The organism is Streptomyces sp. NPDC051364 (genome assembly GCF_040682115.1).
Lineage (GTDB): Bacteria > Actinomycetota > Actinomycetes > Streptomycetales > Streptomycetaceae > Streptomyces.
The window spans coordinates 276,928-295,465 of the sequence record NZ_JBFBAH010000006.1 but is presented as its reverse complement, the minus strand read 5'-3'; the positions used below and the strand labels follow the sequence as shown (position 1 = coordinate 295,465).

Here is an 18,538-nt window from a genome sequence, read left to right as displayed (position 1 = left end):
GTAAGAAGAAGCCCCCCGCTGCTCCGAGAGGAGCGGCGGGGGGCTTCTTCGTGTCCCGGGAGCCCGGGGTTGCCCCGGGCCCCTGGGGTGCCGTCAGGCGCGACGGCGGCGCAGGCTCGTCACCGTGGCCGACGTGAGGGCCAGGAGGGCCAGGGCGGCGGCTGCCAGGCCTGGGGCGAGGCCCTTCGGGGTGAAGGTGCAGGAGACCTTGTCCGTGCCCGGGGGGAGGGGCAGGGAGACCAGGCCGTGGAAGGGGGTCGGGTCCGTCGTGCGGGAGCCGGCCGTGCACTGCCAGCCGGGGACGTCGGTCATCGCGAAGACCGCCGTCCCCGTGGCGCCCTTCGGGAGGGTGGCCTCGATGGTGTGGCCGCCCGCCGTGACCTTCGTGGCGCCGGTGGACGTGAGGGAGCCGATCGCCGTGTCCAGGCCGGCGCGGTTCAGGCAGCCGACGGGGTGCTCGCCCGCCGTCGCGTCCTGCGTGCGGGTGTTCACCGCCACCGCGACCTTGCCGTCCGCGGGGACCGTGCCCAGCTCGACCACCCCGGTCATCCGGTCTTCCAGGGGGCGGGAGGTGCCGGCGAAGGCGAGGGTGCCGTAGAGATCCGGGGAGAACCAGTACGCCTCGGAGCCCGGGGTGCACTGGGCGGTGTACGTCTGCTCCGTGGCGCTGCCGCCCCGGGTGACCTGCGGGACCTGGTAGACGGTGGCGCCCAGGACGTTCTCCTGGCGGGCGTAGACGCTGTCGGCCGGGTTCGGGGAGGTGTAGGCGGTGCTGCGGACCGTCACCAGCGGAGGCGCGGGGAAGCGCGTCGACGTCCAGGTGTCCTTCGCCGGGCCGGGGTGGACCCGGGCGCCGATCGCGAAGATCGCGTCGAGCACCGGGCTGTCGGCCCCGAAGAAGGTACGGCCGTCGTTCTTGAAGCCGTACCCGAGGGGCTCCAGGGCCTGGTACGTCGCCTCCGGCAGGTAGCTGCTGTAGTACTGCGGGCCCTCGGCCCGCAGGGCGAGGGCGTCGTTGTACGAGGTCTGCGGCGCGCCCGAATCAGTCCGGTATGCGGGCCAGCCGTCCACCTGTCGGACGGCGTCGAAGTGCGCGCCGATCGAGCGGTTCGAGGTGGCGACCGGCTTCGCCCAGCGCTCCCGGGCCCGGCGGGCGTCCGCGTTGGCGGCCGCCACCGTGGACTCCGCGAAGACCACGCCGACCATGAGGACGGCGGCCACGGGGATCAGTACCCGGTGCTTCGCGCCCAGGGAGAGAAGGATCAGGGCCAGTAGCGAGACGCCTCCGCCCAGCAGCACCGCGTGCCAGGTCCAGCCGCCGAAGTCGTCGGTGCGGCGCAGGACGAAGGTGGCCGCGACCAGCAGGGCGGCCGTCAGCGCCAGGTGGAGCGGGCGCGGGCGGTGGGCCAGGGCCAGCCAGGCCAGGATCACGACCATGCCGCTGAAGACGAAGGCCTCGCGGTACGGATTGCCGTTCGGCACGGCCAGCCCGTGCCACAGGTACTGCGTCGGCGGGAACTGGAACGAGGCGACGACGAGCAGCGTCGCCGCGGCCCACACCAGGCGGGTCTTCTTCGCAATGGCGGCGTTGAACAGGAACGATCCGGCGAGGATCAGGCCCAGCGAGGCCACGCACAGCCGCGGCCGGCCGCCCCACAGGTGGGTGGCCGGGAGCATCCCGGCGAGGAAGACCTCGATCCGCACCGGCTCGAACGCCCCGGCCTGGGTGGGCTGCGCGGAGCCGCTGGACAGGAACGACGGCAGCAGCAGCGGGAGGGTGAGCAGGATGCCGGTCGCGGTGGCGCTCGAGGCCCGCCACAGGGCGCGCAGCCGCTGCCGGCCGGTCATGTCCCGGGTGATCAGGCGGATGCCGAGCAGGACGCAGGCGGCCATCGTCGCCATCATCGCGGTGTAGAAGTTGCCGAACCAGGCGAGCGCGACGAACAGCGCCACCCCCGGCCAGCGGCGCTCCTCCAGGCACCACTCGACGGCGATGCCGAGGAGGGGGAGGGCGACCAGGCCCCACAGCCACATGGGGATGTACGAGGCGTCGCTGAGCGCCCAGCCGCACAGGCCGTAGCAGGCGCCGAGTACCCCGCGCTGCCACCACGGGCCGGGGTGCAGCTTGCCGAGGTAGACCGTCATGACGGCGGCGGCGGCGCCCATCGTGATCGGGGTGACCGCGAAGACGGCGAGGTCGACGTGGGCGCGCGGGACGAGGACGGCCAGCCAGGAGAACGGGTTGCCGAGGTACGTGTAGTAGTCGGACAGGAACTGCTGGCCGAAGCCGCCGCGCCAGGTGAAGAGCACGTCGCCGGCGGCCTGCCCGTGGACCAGGTCCCACAGCGCCCGGTGGAAGGGCACGTACTGGTTGGCCTGGTCGTTGAGGGCCCGGCCGGTGTCGCCGAAGGGGAAGGTGCCGCGGGCCGCCCAGGCCGCGCAGAACGCGGCCGAGGTGACGAGGAACGCCAGCAGGGGCCCGTACAGGCGGGCGGATCGCGGGGGCCGGCGGCGGGGCGACGGGTGGACCGGGCTGTCGGCGGCCGTCGTCTCCGTGGTGACCGTCCGCAATGTCCCGCTCCCTGGTGGTTGGTCGTGCCGTTTGGGGTGAATCGCTGAATTCGCTGCTTCGCCGAATGCCGAGGCAGTTTAGTTCGCGGGGGAGGCAGCTCCGTCCGGCACCGCTTAGCACGCCTTGACCACATGCGCGAGTCGGAGCGGCCACACGGGGGCCTCGCCCAAGTGGCACATGACCGGCGGCGATGTTCCGGTCGTCCCGCGCGGGCTTTTGTTTTGACCGGATGGGATGCGGTAGGTACGCTCAGACCTTGTGCCTGGGGTGTGCCTGGGCTCCTGTGCGTGTCCATCAACCGCATGAGAGCCGGATCAGCCACCGCGATCCATGCGTTTCCGTGCTTGCGCGGAGTTCCGCCGGATCCGACACACCCGACCGCGTGGGTCGGCAAAGTTCCAGGTTAGCTTCACTACACGGCACACAGAAACCGGAGAAGTAGTGCCTACGATCCAGCAGCTGGTCCGTAAGGGCCGGCAGGACAAGGTCGAGAAGACGAAGACGCCCGCGCTTGAGGCTTCGCCCCAGCGTCGTGGCGTCTGCACGCGTGTGTTCACGACCACCCCGAAGAAGCCGAACTCGGCGCTCCGTAAGGTCGCGCGTGTGCGTCTGACCTCCGGCATCGAGGTCACCGCTTACATTCCGGGTGAGGGACACAACCTGCAGGAGCACTCGATCGTGCTCGTGCGTGGTGGCCGTGTGAAGGACCTGCCGGGTGTTCGTTACAAGATCATCCGCGGTGCGCTTGACACCCAGGCTGTCAAGAACCGCAAGCAGGCCCGCAGCCGCTACGGCGCCAAGAAGGAGAAGTAAGAATGCCTCGTAAGGGCCCCGCCCCGAAGCGCCCGGTCATCATCGACCCGGTCTACGCATCTCCTCTGGTGACGTCGCTCATCAACAAGATCCTCCTGAACGGCAAGCGCTCCACCGCCGAGCGCATCGTCTACGGCGCCATGGAAGGCCTCCGCGAGAAGACCGGCGCTGACCCGGTCATCACGCTGAAGCGCGCGCTCGAGAACGTCAAGCCGTCGCTCGAGGTCAAGTCCCGCCGTGTCGGTGGCGCCACCTACCAGGTGCCGATCGAGGTCAAGCCCGGTCGCGCCTCGACCCTCTCGCTGCGCTGGATCGTGGGTTACTCCCGCGCCCGTCGTGAGAAGACCATGACCGAGCGCCTCATGAACGAGCTCCTCGACGCCTCGAACGGCCTCGGTGCGGCCGTCAAGAAGCGTGAGGACACGCACAAGATGGCCGAGTCCAACAAGGCCTTCGCGCACTACCGCTGGTAGTCCCAACCCACATCGAGACCGAGAGAAGACTGAGCCGATATGGCTACCACTTCGCTTGACCTGGCCAAGGTGCGCAACATCGGCATCATGGCTCACATCGACGCGGGCAAGACGACCACCACCGAGCGCATCCTGTTCTACACCGGTGTCTCTTACAAGATCGGTGAAGTCCACGACGGCGCTGCCACGATGGACTGGATGGAGCAGGAGCAGGAGCGCGGCATCACGATCACGTCTGCCGCGACGACCTGCCACTGGCCGCTCGAGGACGTCGACCACACCATCAACATCATCGACACCCCGGGTCACGTGGACTTCACGGTCGAGGTGGAGCGTTCGCTCCGCGTCCTCGACGGTGCCGTCACCGTGTTCGACGGTGTCGCGGGTGTGGAGCCGCAGTCGGAGACGGTGTGGCGTCAGGCCGACCGTTACGGCGTGCCGCGCATCTGCTTCGTGAACAAGCTCGACCGTACCGGCGCCGAGTTCCACCGCTGCGTCGACATGATCAAGGACCGCCTCGGTGCGGTTCCGATCGTCATGCAGCTCCCCATCGGCGCCGAGGCCGACTTCCAGGGTGTTGTCGACCTCGTCACGATGAAGGCGTTCGTCTGGTCCGCCGAGGCGACCAAGGGCGAGATGTACGACATCGTCGACATCCCGGCCACGCACGCCGAGGCCGCTGAAGAGTGGCGCGGCAAGCTGGTCGAGACCGTCGCCGAGAACGACGACGAGATCATGGAGCTCTTCCTGAACGGCGACGAGCCGTCCGTGGAGCAGCTGCACGCCGCCGTCCGTCGCATCATCCTCGGCTCCGGCAAGGGCAAGGGCGAGCCCACGATCACCGCGGTGTTCTGTGGCACGGCGTTCAAGAACAAGGGTGTTCAGCCCCTGCTCGACGCTGTCGTCCGCTACCTGCCGTCGCCGCTGGACATCGAGGCCATCGAGGGCCACGACGTCCGCGACGCCGAGACCGTCGTGAAGCGCAAGCCGTCCGACGAGGAGCCGCTCGCGGCGCTGGCGTTCAAGATCATGCGCGACCCGCACCTCGGGAAGCTCACCTTCGTCCGGGTTTACTCGGGCCGCCTGGAGGCCGGCACCTCGGTGCTGAACTCCGTCAAGGGCAAGAAGGAGCGCATCGGCAAGATCTACCGCATGCACGCGAACAAGCGTGAAGAGATCGCCGCGGTGGGCGCCGGTGACATCGTCGCCGTCATGGGCCTGAAGCAGACCACCACCGGTGAGACGCTGTGTGACGACAAGGCACCCGTGATCCTGGAGTCCATGGACTTCCCGGCTCCGGTCATCCAGGTCGCCATCGAGCCCAAGTCCAAGGGTGACCAGGAGAAGCTGGGTGTCGCCATCCAGAGTCTCGCGGAGGAGGACCCCTCCTTCCACGTTCACTCGGACGAGGAGACCGGCCAGACCATCCTCGGCGGTATGGGCGAGCTGCACCTCGAGGTGCTGGTCGACCGTATGAAGCGCGAGTTCAAGGTCGAGGCCAACGTCGGCAAGCCGCAGGTCGCGTACCGCGAGACGATCCGCAAGACCGTCGAGCGTCACGACTACACCCACAAGAAGCAGACCGGTGGTACCGGTCAGTTCGCCAAGGTGCAGATCGCGATCGAGCCGATCACGGACGCCGATGGTCCGGCGTACGAGTTCGTGAACAAGGTCACCGGTGGCCGCATCCCGAGGGAGTACATCCCCTCGGTCGACGCCGGTGCGCAGGAGGCCATGCAGTTCGGCATCCTGGCCGGCTACGAGATGACCGGCGTCCGCGTCATTCTTCTCGACGGTGGCTACCACGAGGTCGACTCCTCGGAGCTCGCCTTCAAGATCGCCGGTTCGCAGGCCTTCAAGGAGGCCGCGCGCAAGGCTTCTCCCGTGCTGCTCGAGCCGATGATGTCCGTTGAGGTCACCACGCCCGAGGAGTCCATGGGCGACGTCATCGGTGACATCAACTCCCGCCGTGGCCAGATCCAGGCCATGGAGGAGCGTCACGGCGCGCGTCTCGTGAAGGGCCTCGTGCCGCTTTCGGAGATGTTCGGCTACGTCGGAGACCTCCGCAGCAAGACCTCGGGTCGCGCCAGCTACTCGATGCAGTTCGACTCCTACGCCGAGGTTCCCCGGAACGTCGCCGAGGAGATCATCGCGAAGGCCAAGGGCGAGTAACTCTTCCGAGTACACGCTTTAGGCTTGTCACCGGAGCCTCTGGGGCAACAGGAGTAACCCTCCGTTGCCCCGGAGGGGCCGGCTTTCCAGCAAAGATCACCTGGCGCCGATGAGCAAGGCGTACAGAACCACTCTCCAGGAGGACCCCGTGGCGAAGGCGAAGTTCGAGCGGACTAAGCCGCACGTCAACATCGGCACCATCGGTCACATTGACCACGGTAAGACGACCCTCACGGCCGCCATTACCAAGGTGCTGCACGACGCGTACCCGGACCTGAACGAGGCCTCGGCCTTCGACCAGATCGACAAGGCTCCTGAGGAGCGCCAGCGCGGTATCACCATCTCCATCGCGCACGTCGAGTACCAGACCGAGGCGCGTCACTACGCCCACGTCGACTGCCCGGGTCACGCCGACTACATCAAGAACATGATCACCGGTGCCGCGCAGATGGACGGCGCGATCCTCGTGGTCGCCGCCACCGACGGCCCGATGCCGCAGACCAAGGAGCACGTGCTCCTGGCCCGCCAGGTCGGCGTTCCGTACATCGTCGTCGCCCTGAACAAGGCCGACATGGTGGACGACGAGGAGATCCTGGAGCTCGTCGAGCTCGAGGTCCGTGAGCTGCTCTCCGAGTACGAGTTCCCGGGCGACGACCTGCCGGTCGTCCGCGTCTCCGCGCTGAAGGCCCTCGAGGGCGACAAGGAGTGGGGCGAGAAGCTTCTCGGCCTCATGGCCGCCGTCGACGAGGCCATCCCGACCCCGCCGCGTGACACCGAGAAGCCGTTCCTCATGCCCGTCGAGGACGTCTTCACGATCACCGGTCGCGGTACGGTCGTCACCGGCCGTATCGAGCGTGGTGTCCTGAAGGTCAACGAGACCGTCGACATCATCGGCATCAAGGAAGCCAAGACCACCACCACGGTCACCGGCATCGAGATGTTCCGCAAGCTGCTCGACGAGGGCCAGGCCGGTGAGAACGTCGGTCTGCTCCTCCGTGGCATCAAGCGCGAGGACGTCGAGCGCGGCCAGGTCATCATCAAGCCCGGTTCGGTCACGCCGCACACCGAGTTCGAGGCCCAGGCCTACATCCTGTCGAAGGACGAGGGTGGCCGTCACACCCCGTTCTTCAACAACTACCGCCCGCAGTTCTACTTCCGTACCACGGACGTCACGGGTGTCGTCACCCTGCCGGCCGGCACGGAGATGGTCATGCCGGGCGACAACACCGAGATGACGGTCGCGCTGATCCAGCCGGTCGCCATGGAGGAGGGCCTGAAGTTCGCCATCCGTGAGGGTGGTCGTACGGTCGGCGCCGGCCAGGTCATCAAGATCACGAAGTAATTCGTGCTCTGACCTGGTAGCTCGCGCGAGCGGGCACCATGTTTGACAGAAGAGCCCCTTCCCTTCCGCCTCGGCGGCGGGGGAGGGGCCCTTCGTCGTACGGGCGTGCAGGACGTACGGGACACGGAAGAGGGCCGCACCCCCGATCGCGGGGTGCGGCCCTCATCCGTGTGCTGCGGGGGAGCGGTCAGCCGGTCACGCGCAGCGACTCGGTGAACTCCTTGCAGGCGGCGTAGTCCGGCAGCAGGCCCGACTCGATGGCCTCGGCCAGCGACGGCGCGGCCTCGTCGCGGGCGGACAGCAGCGGGATGTCCGCCGGCCAGTCGATGCCCAGATCCGCATCGAGCGGGTGAACCGAGTGCTCGCCGGTCGGGTTGTACGTCTCCGAGCAGAGGTACGAAAGCGTGGCGTCGTCGCTCAGCGCGCAGAACCCGTGGCCCAGGCCCTCCGGGATGTAGACCGCGCGGCGGTCCACGTCGTCCAGCCGGACACCCTCCCAGCGGCCGAAGGTCGGGGAGCCGACCCGCAGGTCCACGATGACGTCGAGCACGGCACCCCGTACGCAGGTCACGTACTTGGCCTGGCCGCGCGGTACGTCGGCGAAGTGGATGCCGCGGACCACGCCGCGCGAGGACACCGAGAGGTTCGCCTGCGCCAGGTTCAGCGGGTGGCCGACGACCTCGGACAGCTTGTCGAAGCGGTACCACTCGGTGAACATGCCGCGCGGGTCGCCGTGCAGCTGCGGGGTGATCTCGTAGGCGCCCTCTATCGAGAGCTGACGGAACTTCACCGGGAGGACTCCTCGTCGAGCAGGCTGATCAGGTAGTCGCCGTAACCGCTCTTGAGCAGCGGCTGGGCCAGCTCGCGCAGCTGCGCGGAGTCGATCAGGCCGGCCCGCCAGGCCGCCTCCTCGATGCAGCCGATCTTGAAGCCCTGGCGCTCCTCGATCACGCGGACGAACTCCGAGGCCTGGACCATGGAGACGAAGGTGCCCGTGTCCAGCCAGGCGGTGCCGCGGTCGAGGATGGTGACATTCAGCTCACCGGCCTGGAGGTACGCGTCGTTGACCGCGGTGATCTCCAGTTCGCCGCGCGCGCTGGGCTTCAGGGTGCGGGCGATCTCGACGACGCGGTTGTCGTAGAAGTACAGACCGGGCACCGCGTAGCGGGACTTGGGCTTGACCGGCTTCTCCTCGATGGAGATGGCCTGGCCGTTCTCGTCGAACTCGACCACGCCGTACGCCGTCGGGTCCGCCACCGGGTACGCGAACACCCGGCCGCCCTTGGAGTCGGTGTGCTCCGCCAGGCGGGTGCCGAGACCGCTGCCGTGGAAGATGTTGTCGCCGAGGATCAGGGCCACGGACTCGTCGCCGATGAAGTCGGCGCCGAGCACGAAGGCCTGGGCGATGCCCTCGGGGCGCTCCTGGACCGCGTACTCCAGCCGGATGCCGAACTGGGAGCCGTCGCCGAGCAGTCGCTCGAACTGGGCACGGTCCTCCGGCGTGGTGATGACGAGAATCTCGCTGATTCCGGCCATGACCAGGGTGGAGAGCGGGTAGTAGATCATCGGCTTGTCGAAGACGGGGAGCAGCTGCTTCGAGACTGCCCGGGTCAGCGGCCAGAGTCGGGATCCGGTGCCACCGGCCAAGAGAATTCCACGCATGGGCACAACCCTATGCGAGAGCGCGGGGGCGGCGTGGTCCGGGCCCGAACGGTGGTGTACGAGCGGCTAGACTCTTCGTATTATGCGCATCCTCGTGACCGGCGGCGCCGGCTTCATCGGTTCAGAATTCGTTCGCCAGCAGCTCGGTGCAGACACATCGGCTCAGATCACGGTCTTCGACAAACTGACCTACTCCGGTGTCGAAGCCAATCTCGCCCCGGTCGCGGACCACCCCGGGTGCACCTTCGTCAAGGGCGACATCTGCGACGCCGAGGCCGTCGACCGGGTCATGCCCGGACACGACGTCGTGGTGCACTTCGCGGCGGAGTCCCACGTGGACCGCTCGATCGCCGGCGCCGGCCCGTTCGTGATGACCAACGTCGTGGGCACGCAGGTCCTGCTGGACGCCGCCCGCAAGCACGGCGTCGGCCGCTTCGTCCACATCTCCACCGACGAGGTGTACGGCTCGATCACCGAGGGCTCCTGGACCGAGGAGTGGCCGCTGGTCCCGAACTCCCCGTACTCCGCCTCCAAGGCTTCGTCCGACCTGCTGGCCCTGGCCTACGCCCGTACGCACGGGATGGACGTCGTCGTCACGCGCTGCTCCAACAACTACGGGCACTACCAGTTCCCGGAGAAGGTCATCCCGCTGTTCGTCTCGAACCTGATGGACGGCACGAAGGTCCCGCTGTACGGCAACGGCGGCAACGTCCGCGACTGGCTGCACGTCTCCGACCACTGCCGCGGCATCGACCTGGCGATGCGCAAGGGCCGCGCCGGCGAGGTCTACAACATCGGCGGCGGCACCGAGCTCACCAACAAGGAGCTCACCGGCGTGCTGCTCGAGGCGGCCGGCCTCGGCTGGGACATGGTCGAGCAGGTCGAGGACCGCAAGGGCCACGACCTCCGCTACTCCATCGACATCAGCAAGATCGGTGCCGAGCTGGGCTACGCCCCGCAGGTCACCTTCGAGGACGGCATCGCCGCCACGGTCGAGTGGTACCGCGAGAACCGCGCCTGGTGGGAGCCGCTGAAGGCGAAGGCGGCCCTGCAGAAGTGAGCACCAACTCGCCGGCCGGGCGCTGGCTCGTCACCGGCGCCGCCGGGATGCTCGGCCAGGACGTCCTGGCCGTGCTCAAGGACGCCGGGATCGAGGCCGTGGGCCTGCGCCGCGCAGACCTCGACATCACCGACCCGGCCGCCGTCCGGGCCGCGGTCGAGGGCATCACCGTGGTCGTCAACTGCGCCGCCTGGACCGACGTGGACGGCGCCGAGACCGCCGAGGAAGCCGCCACCGCCGTCAACGGCACCGGCGTACGCGTCCTCGCCGAGGCCTGCGCCGCCGCCCATGTGCGCCTGCTGCACGTCTCCACCGACTACGTGCTGCCCGGGGACGCCTCGGAGCCGTACCGCGAGGACGCGGCCACCGGGCCCGTGAACGCGTACGGCCGCTCCAAGCTGGTCGGCGAGCGGGCCGTGGCCGAACTGCTGCCGCAGGACGGCTACGTGGTCCGGACCGCCTGGCTGTACGGCGAGCACGGGCCGAACTTCGTCGCCACCATGCTGAAGCTGGCCGCCCGGCGGGACACCCTCGACGTGGTCGATGACCAGCACGGCCAGCCCACCTGGTCCTACGCGCTGGCACGCCACCTGGTCGAGCTCGGCCTGGCCGCGCTGAAGGGCCATGCCATGGGCGGGATCTACCACGGCACCGCGAGCGGCCGGACCACCTGGATGGGGCTCGCCCGCGAGAGCTACCGGCTGAGCGGGCTCGACCCGGAGCGGATCCGGCCGACCACCTCCGCCGCGTTCGTCCGCCCGGCCGCCCGCCCGGCGTTCAGCGTGCTTGCGCACGACCGCTGGGCCGACGCGGGCCTGGCCCCGCTCGCCGACTGGCGCGAGCAGCTCGCCGAGGCGCTCGCCGCTCCCGCGTTCACCGTCCTGGCCGACGAAGCCAGGAACGGCAGTACGGGATGAAGTCCCTGCTGAGCAGGCTCACCGCGGCGCTGCCGCCGGGCACCGTCGCGGTGGCCGGCGGCACCGTCGTGCTCGGTGCGGCCTCGTACGTCCACCTGGGCGTGGCCGGCTACAGCCTGTCCACGGAGGCCGTGGCGAACGTCTCGGTGCTGTGGACGATCGTCATGGCGCTCGGGCTCGGCATCTTCTTCCCGATCGAGCAGGAGCTCACCCGGCTCGTCGCCGCCCGCGTGGTGCTCGGCCAGGGCGCGGCCCCCGTGCTGCGCCGGGCCACACTGCTGACCTCGGGGATCCTCGGCACGACCCTGCTCCTCCTCGCCGTGGGTGCGGGCCCGATCGCGGACCTGCTGTTCCACGGCGACCGCGGCCTGGTGGCGGCCCTCGGCGGCGCCTTCACCGGCATGGCCGTCTGCTACCTGACCCGCGGTGTCCTGGCCGGCCTCGGCCGGTTCGGCGCGTACGGCACCCAGTTGGCCGTCGACGGCGGGCTGCGCATCGCCCTCGCCTTCGGCTGCGCGGTGTCCGGGCTGCACTCCGCGCTCGCCTTCAGCCTGGTCCTGGCCGTGGCGCCCGTCGCCGCGACGCTGATCACCCTGCCTGCGCTGCTGCGCGCGGTGGAGCCCGGCGAGGAGATCGCCTGGCGGGAGCTGACCGGCGGGCTCGGCCTGCTGATCTGCTCGACCCTGCTCTCCCAGGTCGTCGTCAACGCAGCGGTGATGAGCACCAAGCTGCTCGCCCCCACCGACAGCGTGCTGATCGCGGCGCTGCTGAACGCGCTGGTCCTGGCCCGGGTGCCGCTGTTCGTCTTCGGCTCGCTCCAGGCCTCGCTGCTGGGCGGGCTCACCGCCGCCTACACGGCCGGCGACCGGGCGGCGTTCTCCGCGATGCTGCGCCGGATCGGCGTGGTCGTCGGGCTGTTGGGGCTGCTCGGCGGAGTGCCCGCGACCGCCCTGGGCCCCTGGCTGATCGAGGTCCTCTTCCACGCCAAGCCGGCGCTGGGATGCCTCGACTTCTTCCTTTTGTCCGCCGGCACCGTGGCGTACATGTTCGCGATGGTGCTCGGACAGGCGCTGATGGTATTCAAGCGGCACAACCTGCAACTGCTCTGCTGGGCCATCGGCACCGTCGTCCTGATCGGCATCACTTTTGCTCCGGGCGACGTTGCCGTGCGTGTCACTCTGGCCTACGCTCTCGGGTCCCTTGCCACCGTGCTCAGTATGCTGTCCGTGCTGAGGCTGAGGTTCCCCGGAGCTGCTCCGGGCGTGACCGAAGGACCCGCGCACAAGGTCGCCCCAAGCCCACTGGGCGCCGGAGCGGTCGGGGAGTGACCATGCCGGCTTCCGACGTCCCACCGATCACCGAGCACGCGCCCGTGCCACATTCCGCTGGAGCTACCGTGTCCCAATACGACGATGTCTGGCTGGTCATTCCGGCCTATAACGAGGGCCAGGTGATCGCCGATGTGGTCGAGGGAGCGCGTGCGACCTTCCCGAACATAGTCGTCGTCGACGACGGCAGCTCCGACAACTCGGCCGAGCACATCGCGACGACCGGCGCCCACCTGGTGCGGCACCCGGTCAACCTCGGCCAGGGCGCTGCCCTGCAGACGGGCCTCAAGTACGCCCTCACCCAGCCCGGTGCCCGCTACTTCGCGACCTTCGACGCGGACGGCCAGCACCAGACGCACGACGTCGAGAAGATGGTCCAGGTGCTGCGCGACGACGAGGCCGACGTGGTCCTCGGCTCGCGCTTCATCGAGCAGAACGGCCAGGTGCCGTGGATCAAGCGCGTCGTGCTGCGTACGGCCGCGTCGGTCAGTCCGACCGCCCGCAAGCTGAAGCTCACCGACTCGCACAACGGCCTGCGCGTGCTCAGCCGCAAGGCCGCCGAGCAGCTGAACATCACCATGAACGGCATGGCGCACGCGTCGGAGATCGTCGGTTTCCTGGCCGGGTCCGGCCTGCGCGTCACCGAGGTCCCGGTGGACATCCTCTACACCGAGTACTCGCGCGCCAAGGGTCAGTCCCTGATCAACGGCGTCAACATCATCTTTGACATCACGATGCGGGAGCGAAGCCGCTGATGAAGTACTTCTGGATCCAGCTGCTGCTCATCGCAGGCTCGGTGTCGATGGCACTGATGTTCATACGCACGTGGGGGCAGGCGAAGAACCGCGCCTGGAAGCGCATCGCGTTCTCGCTGTTCGTCATCGTCAACGTGTACGCCGTGCTCCGCCCCACGGACGTCACCTGGGTGGCCCACCAGCTCGGCGTCGGCCGTGGCACCGACCTCGTGCTGTACGTGATGGTGCTGGCGATGGGCTTCCTGACCCTCAACACCTTCCTGCGCTTCCGCTCGTTGGAGAAGAAGCTCACCGACCTGGCCCGGACGGTGGCCCTGAGCGAGGGCGCACGGCACAACGACGCGCGCCTCGGCTCGACCACGACCGCCGCCGCTGCCGTCGCCACCGAGGCCGGCGCTGCCGCCGAGCCGGAGCCCGAGCCTGCCGACTCCGACACCGTGAAGGCCTGACGTCCCGTGGTGACCTTCGACTTCATGCTCCCCTACTACGGGGACGTGCAGCTGATGCAGGACGCCGTCCGCAGCGTCCTGGCCCAGACGGACCCGGACTTCCGCCTCGTCGTCATCGACGACGGCAAGGAGCCGGACGTCCCGGGCTGGTTCGAGGCACTCGGCGACGAGCGGGTGCACTACACCCGCAACGAGCAGAACCTCGGCATCACCAAGAACTTCCAGAAGTGCGTACGGCTCTCCGAGGCCGACTACGTCGTCATCATGGGCTGCGACGACCTGCTGCACCCGCACTACCTGGAGACCGTCCGCGGCCTCATCGCGGCCAACCCGGGCATCGGCATGGTCCAGCCCGGCGTCGAGGTGATCGACGGCGACGGGCAGCTGACGTCCGGCCTCGCCGACCAGACCAAGCGGCGGCTGTACGCCCCGCAGGTCAAGGGCCGGCGCCTGATGGGCGGCGAAGAGCTCGCCACCAGCGTGCTGCGCGGGAACTGGCTGTACTTCCCGTCGATCTGCTGGCGCGGCGAAGCCCTGCGCGGCGTCAACTTCCGCGACGAGTACTCGGTGATCCAGGACCTGGCCCTGGTGGTCGACCTCCTCGAGCTCGGCGAGCAGATGCTGATCGACGAGACCACCACGGTCTTCCAGTACCGCCGCCACGCGGTCAGCGAGTCATCGGTGCAGGCGTTCTCCGGCACCCGCTTCACCGAGGCCGAGCGGTACTTCTCCGCCGTGGCCGGCCGGATGGACGCCCGGGGCTGGCCCAAGGCCGCACGCGCGGCCCGTTTCCACAGCGGCTCCCGGTTCCACGCCATCACCATGCTCCCCGGCGCCCTGCTCCGCGGACACCGCGAGGGCGTCCGTACGCTGGCGAAGCACGCCTTCACCGCCGGTCAGCGCGCCGACTGACACCCGCGACGGAAATTGGACTGAGATGACACACCTGGCCCCCGAGGTCGTCGGAACATCCGGCCCGGCGCACAGCCGGACCGGGACCGCGGACCCCGGGCCGGTCCCGTCCAGCTCGGCGGCCCGCCGCCCGTGGACGTCACGGCGCCGGGTGCTCGCCCTCGCCGAGGCCGTCGTCAGCCTCACGGCGGCCCTCGGCTACATGCTGCTGAGCCGCCACATCAGCGTGAACCCGATCGTCCGCCTCGACCAGGTCAGCGGGCTCGCCACGCTCCAGCAGTACGCCGCGGTCATCGGCCTGCCGCTGCTCGCGCTGCTCCTGTACACCGCCCACCGGGGCGCGGCCCGGCGCCACCAGCTGGTCAAGCGCCTGGTCTGCGCCGCCCTCGCGGGCCTGGCCACCGGCGTGATCGCCGGCGGTGTCGTCGTCGCCCTGCGCGGTACGCCGCACCCGCTCGGCGGCCAGGAGGCCGACCCGGGCGTCCTCATCGACATGGCCAACTCGTTCCTGCACCACGAGGGGATGTCGGGTATCTACCCGCCCGCCTTCCCGGCCCTCATGGCCCTCTGGGCGAAGATCCGCTACAACGGCCGCGGCGAGACCGGCTTCGCCCTGCACGACCTGCAGATCTTCTTCACCGCCGTGGCCGGACCGATGGCCTACCTGGCCTGGCGGATACTGCTGAGGCCCTTCTGGGCGCTGCTGATCGCGGTTCCGGCCGTGGTGCTCTTCCTCGACCCGATCCGCCCGTACAGCCACATCGTCATGATCGTGCTGCTGCCGCTGCTCGGCTACTGGCTGCGCGAGATGCGCCTGGCCGGGCGGCGCGACACGCGGCACCTGCTGCTGCGCGGCCTCGTCCTCGGCCTGATCTTCGGCGCGCTGTTCCTCTGGTATTCCGGCTGGTACATCTGGGCCGCGCCGGGCGCGCTCGCCGCCGTGCTGTTCTTCTTCCCGTGGCGCCAGGGCGCGGCGACGGCCAAGAAGGCGGGCCTGTACATAGGGGTCACGCTGCTGTCGGCCGGCGTCGTCGGCGCCCCGCTGCTCTACCAGATGGTCCGGCTGGGCTCGGAGAACCCCGACCGCTACGCCTTCCTCGCCGTGTACGCGGACCCCGGGTACGTCCTCGGCTGGGTCTCGGACCGGTCCTCGCCCTTGACGTACCAGACCTGGCCCGTGGCCGGCGAGATGGCCGGCCAGAGCGGGTTCGCGCTGTTGCTGCTGTTCGGGGTGGGCCTCGGCCTCGGTCTCGGCCTGCGCAACATCATGGTCCGCACCGCGGCGGCGGTCCTGGCCGGCGCCTGGCTCGCCCGCTTCTGGTTCGCCGGGCACATGGCGCACGACAAGGCCATCCAGCTCTACCCGCGCACCACGTGGATCATCATGTACTGCCTGATGATCCTGGCCGTCCTCGGCATGATGGCCGTGGTCAACCGGGGCTCCGGGTGGATCGAGCGCACGCTGCGCCCGAGCGGTGCCGGGGCCGGTTCCGGGGCCGGGCTCGCCCGGGTCGTTCCGCCACGGGTGATCCGCCAGCTCGCCGCCGGCATGGTGTGCGTGGTCGCCCTGTTCGCGGCCATGGGCGCGTCCTGGTCGGCCAACCGCTACATGCCCTCGTCCGACGTCGACTCGATGGGCATCGACGCGTACCGCGCACACGTCATCAAGACGCGGGACGGCAGCTGCCCGCGCTTCTCGCCCCGCGAGAGCTGCTGGGACATCGAGAAGAACGACTGGAAGCCCGGCCCCATCCAGGACTACATCTGGTGCGCCGGCATCGTGGCCGACGACTGGCCCAGCGTCTGCGGGATGAAGGCGCCCAAGCGCGTGAGGTCGAAGGCGGACATCGAACGGGACGCCGAGGCCGAAAAGCAGGCTCGGAAGGACGCCGCCGGGGCCGAGAAGGACGCACAGAAGAAGTAGAGCCACGCGGTCCGGTCGCCCGGGGCGCCCCCCCGGGCGACCCCACCCGTACCACCTGTCATAGCCGGCCAGTAGCATCCGCCCCGTCAGTGGTGTCGTATGGCGCAATCGCCACAGGGGTGGGGAGCAAACTTGAGATTGACACGCGTGCGCGGTACCGCGCTGGCGGCCGCGATCGGTGCCGCCGCGGTACTGGGCGTTCAGGGATGGGCCGGGGGAGCCGAACTGGGCTCGGACGGCAACGAACCGGCGAAGGCCTACAGCGCCGGCGTCAAGGAGACCGGACCGGTCGAGGGCGAGGTGCACAAGCTCGCGCTCAAGCCCAAGGGCAGCGGCGAAGCCGTGCTCTCGCAGCAGGGCACCGAGCCCTTCGGCCTGCTGGGCGTCTCCTGGACGGACCCCAAGGCCGAGGTGAAGGGCACCATCGAGGCCCGCGCCCGCGACGCGAAGACCGGCAAGTGGTCGCACTGGATCGCCCTCGACCCGGTGAAGGCCGGGATGGACGGCGTACGCCCCGGCGCGCACGGCTCGACTGAGCCCGTCTGGGTCGGCGCGTCGGACGGTGCCGAGGTACGGATCAGCGGCGGCGGTGCGCTGCCCGCGGGCCTGGAGCTGAACCTGGTGGACCCGGGCGGCGCCAACAGTCCGGCGAAGAAGAGCGGCGCGAAGAAGAACGGCGCCCAGCAGAGCGGCTCCCTGAACGCCGGCCCGGCCGCGTTCGCCGCGCCGGCGGCAGGCCCCGCCCCGGCGGACCCGCCCACCACTCCGCCGTCGGTCCCCGGGCCCGTCTCCACGGCCCCGCAGCCGAACGTGGTCTCGCGCCTCGCCTGGGGCGCCGACGAGACGATGAACAACGAGGGCCCGATCTACCTGCCCGGCGGGAAGGTCAAGGCGGTCTTCGTCCACCACACCGCAGACACCCAGCCGTACGACTGCTCGCAGTCCGCGGCGATCGTCCGCGGCATCCACGTCTACCACGTGAAGACCAACGGGTGGCGGGACCTCGGCTACAACTTCCTCGTCGACAAGTGCGGCACGATCTTCGAGGGCCGGCAGGGCGGTACCGACCAGCCCGTCCTCGGTGCGCACACGTACGGCTGGAACAACGAGTCGGCGGGCATCGCCGTCCTCGGCGACTACAACGCCGAGGGCGCCTCGGCCGCCGCCCAGGACGCCATCTCCAGGATCGCGGCCTACAAGCTCGGCCAGTACGACGGCGACATGAACGGCACGGCGACGCTGACCGCGGGCGCCACGCAGACCAACTTCTTCGGGACCGCGTTCGAGGCGGGCAAGCCGTACACGTTCAAGTCGCTCTCGGGCCACCGGGACGGCTTCAACACCGAGTGCCCGGGCAACCAGCTCTACGGGCAGCTCGGCGCGCTCCGCACCTCTGGCCCCGCGGCGCAGCTGAAGGTGGCCACCGTCAACGGTGTGCCGGTCCAGCCGGGCGTCGACGCGAAGTCCGACGGTGTCCTGTCCGTCGGCTGGTCGACGAGCACGGCGAGCGACCGCATCGGTTCGTTCGAGGTGCTGGTCGACGGGACCTCGGTGGCGACTGCCTCCGGCACGGCCCGGACGGCGATCACGACGCTGACGGACGGCACCCACCAGGTCCAGGTCAAGGCGACCGCGACCAACGGCAAGACCTCCACCACCCTCCCCGTCACGGTCGTGGCCGAGGTGAAGCCCGCCACGTTCACGCCGGTCACGCCGAAGCGTCTGATGGACACGCGGTCGGGTCTGGGTGTGCCGCAGGCGAAGGTCGGTGCGGGTGGCGTGGTGACGCTGCCGGTGGCCGGTACCAATGGAATTCCCGCGGCCGGTGTGACCGCCGTGGTCCTGAACGTGACGGCGACCAACCCGACGGAGCCGAGCTTCGTGTCGGTGTACCCCAGCGGGGTGACGCGTTCGAGTGCCTCGAACCTGAACTTCACTCCGGGCCAGACGATCCCGAACCTGGTGGTCGTCCCGGTGGTGGACGGGAAGGTCAGCTTCTTCAACAACCAGGGCACCGTGGATCTGATCGCGGACGTCACGGGCTACTTCACGTCGGCCGGTGGCGGCGCCACGCACACCAACATCGGTCCGAAGCGTCTGATGGACACGCGGTCGGGTCTGGGTGTGCCGCAGGCGAAGGTCGGTGCGGGTGGCGTGGT

At 69.5% G+C, this 18,538-nt stretch carries 15 protein-coding genes; 12 read left to right on the top strand and 3 right to left on the bottom strand.

What is annotated here, in order from left to right:
- Nucleotides 1–93: 93 nt before the first annotated feature.
- A complete protein-coding gene (locus AB0M76_RS16065; protein WP_365953415.1) occupies nt 94–2,571 on the bottom strand; it encodes a YfhO family protein in 2,478 nt (825 codons plus the stop codon).
- A 442-nt stretch (nt 2,572–3,013) separates the two neighbouring features.
- Here AB0M76_RS16065 and rpsL point away from each other — a divergent pair, with 442 nt between their 5' ends.
- From rpsL to tuf, 4 genes are all read left to right on the top strand, one after another.
- Nucleotides 3,014–3,385, top strand: a complete 372-nt coding sequence (gene rpsL / locus AB0M76_RS16060) for a 30S ribosomal protein S12 (protein ID WP_007265893.1) — start codon at nt 3,014–3,016, stop codon at nt 3,383–3,385.
- A 2-nt stretch (nt 3,386–3,387) separates the two neighbouring features.
- Nucleotides 3,388–3,858 carry a 30S ribosomal protein S7 gene (gene rpsG / locus AB0M76_RS16055; protein ID WP_266626462.1) on the top strand — a complete coding sequence of 157 codons (471 nt, stop codon included), beginning with the start codon at nt 3,388–3,390 and terminating at the stop codon, nt 3,856–3,858.
- Nucleotides 3,859–3,897: 39 nt separating this feature from the next.
- On the top strand, nt 3,898–6,030 hold the full coding sequence (gene fusA / locus AB0M76_RS16050; protein ID WP_266996560.1) for an elongation factor G: 2,133 nt from the start codon (nt 3,898–3,900) through the stop codon (nt 6,028–6,030).
- Between the two features lie 148 nt (nt 6,031–6,178).
- The gene (gene tuf, locus AB0M76_RS16045; RefSeq protein ID WP_362634987.1) at nt 6,179–7,372 is read left to right on the top strand and encodes an elongation factor Tu; all 1,194 of its coding nucleotides are present in this window, start codon (nt 6,179–6,181) and stop codon (nt 7,370–7,372) included.
- Nucleotides 7,373–7,559: 187 nt separating this feature from the next.
- Here tuf and rfbC read toward each other — a convergent pair whose 3' ends face one another.
- Both rfbC and rfbA read right to left on the bottom strand, forming a co-directional pair.
- The gene (gene rfbC / locus AB0M76_RS16040; protein ID WP_365953414.1) at nt 7,560–8,162 is read right to left on the bottom strand and encodes a dTDP-4-dehydrorhamnose 3,5-epimerase; all 603 of its coding nucleotides are present in this window, start codon (nt 8,160–8,162) and stop codon (nt 7,560–7,562) included.
- Nucleotides 8,159–9,034 (bottom strand): glucose-1-phosphate thymidylyltransferase RfbA, encoded by an 876-nt coding sequence (gene rfbA, locus AB0M76_RS16035; RefSeq protein WP_030298189.1) that lies wholly within the window; start codon nt 9,032–9,034, stop codon nt 8,159–8,161. The genes rfbC and rfbA overlap by 4 nt, the downstream gene beginning before the upstream one ends.
- 82 nt (nt 9,035–9,116) lie before the next feature.
- On the opposite strand from rfbA, the gene rfbB reads away from it, so the two are divergent.
- From rfbB to AB0M76_RS15995, 8 genes are all read left to right on the top strand, one after another.
- On the top strand, nt 9,117–10,094 hold the full coding sequence (gene rfbB, locus AB0M76_RS16030) for a dTDP-glucose 4,6-dehydratase (RefSeq protein ID WP_365953413.1): 978 nt from the start codon (nt 9,117–9,119) through the stop codon (nt 10,092–10,094).
- On the top strand, nt 10,091–11,011 hold the full coding sequence (rfbD, locus tag AB0M76_RS16025) for a dTDP-4-dehydrorhamnose reductase (protein ID WP_365953412.1): 921 nt from the start codon (nt 10,091–10,093) through the stop codon (nt 11,009–11,011). The genes rfbB and rfbD overlap by 4 nt, the downstream gene beginning before the upstream one ends.
- Nucleotides 11,008–12,339, top strand: a complete 1,332-nt coding sequence (locus AB0M76_RS16020) for a hypothetical protein (RefSeq protein ID WP_365953411.1) — start codon at nt 11,008–11,010, stop codon at nt 12,337–12,339. Before rfbD ends, AB0M76_RS16020 begins: the two co-directional genes overlap by 4 nt.
- Nucleotides 12,340–12,407: 68 nt before the next feature.
- Nucleotides 12,408–13,094 carry a glycosyltransferase family 2 protein gene (locus AB0M76_RS16015; protein ID WP_365953410.1) on the top strand — a complete coding sequence of 229 codons (687 nt, stop codon included), beginning with the start codon at nt 12,408–12,410 and terminating at the stop codon, nt 13,092–13,094.
- Nucleotides 13,094–13,543, top strand: a complete 450-nt coding sequence (locus tag AB0M76_RS16010; RefSeq protein ID WP_266664752.1) for a DUF2304 domain-containing protein — start codon at nt 13,094–13,096, stop codon at nt 13,541–13,543. The genes AB0M76_RS16015 and AB0M76_RS16010 overlap by 1 nt, the downstream gene beginning before the upstream one ends.
- Nucleotides 13,544–13,552: 9 nt before the next feature.
- A complete protein-coding gene (locus AB0M76_RS16005) occupies nt 13,553–14,455 on the top strand; it encodes a glycosyltransferase family 2 protein (protein WP_365953409.1) in 903 nt (300 codons plus the stop codon).
- Between the two features lie 25 nt (nt 14,456–14,480).
- The gene (locus tag AB0M76_RS16000) at nt 14,481–16,379 is read left to right on the top strand and encodes a hypothetical protein (RefSeq protein ID WP_365953408.1); all 1,899 of its coding nucleotides are present in this window, start codon (nt 14,481–14,483) and stop codon (nt 16,377–16,379) included.
- 132 nt (nt 16,380–16,511) lie between these two features.
- Nucleotides 16,512–18,538: peptidoglycan recognition protein (locus AB0M76_RS15995; protein ID WP_365953407.1), on the top strand; the 2,027-nt coding region annotated here is incomplete at its 3' end.

Coding starts and splice junctions, on each gene's coding strand:
- AB0M76_RS16020 (WP_365953411.1), top strand. CDS start 11,008: ATGAAGTCCCTGCTGAGCAGGCTCACCGCGGCGCTGCCGCCGGGCACC.
- rpsG (WP_266626462.1), top strand. CDS start 3,388: ATGCCTCGTAAGGGCCCCGCCCCGAAGCGCCCGGTCATCATCGACCCG.
- fusA (WP_266996560.1), top strand. CDS start 3,898: ATGGCTACCACTTCGCTTGACCTGGCCAAGGTGCGCAACATCGGCATC.
- rfbA (WP_030298189.1), bottom strand. CDS start 9,034: ATGCGTGGAATTCTCTTGGCCGGTGGCACCGGATCCCGACTCTGGCCG.
- AB0M76_RS16000 (WP_365953408.1), top strand. CDS start 14,481: ATGACACACCTGGCCCCCGAGGTCGTCGGAACATCCGGCCCGGCGCAC.
- rfbB (WP_365953413.1), top strand. CDS start 9,117: ATGCGCATCCTCGTGACCGGCGGCGCCGGCTTCATCGGTTCAGAATTC.
- AB0M76_RS16010 (WP_266664752.1), top strand. CDS start 13,094: ATGAAGTACTTCTGGATCCAGCTGCTGCTCATCGCAGGCTCGGTGTCG.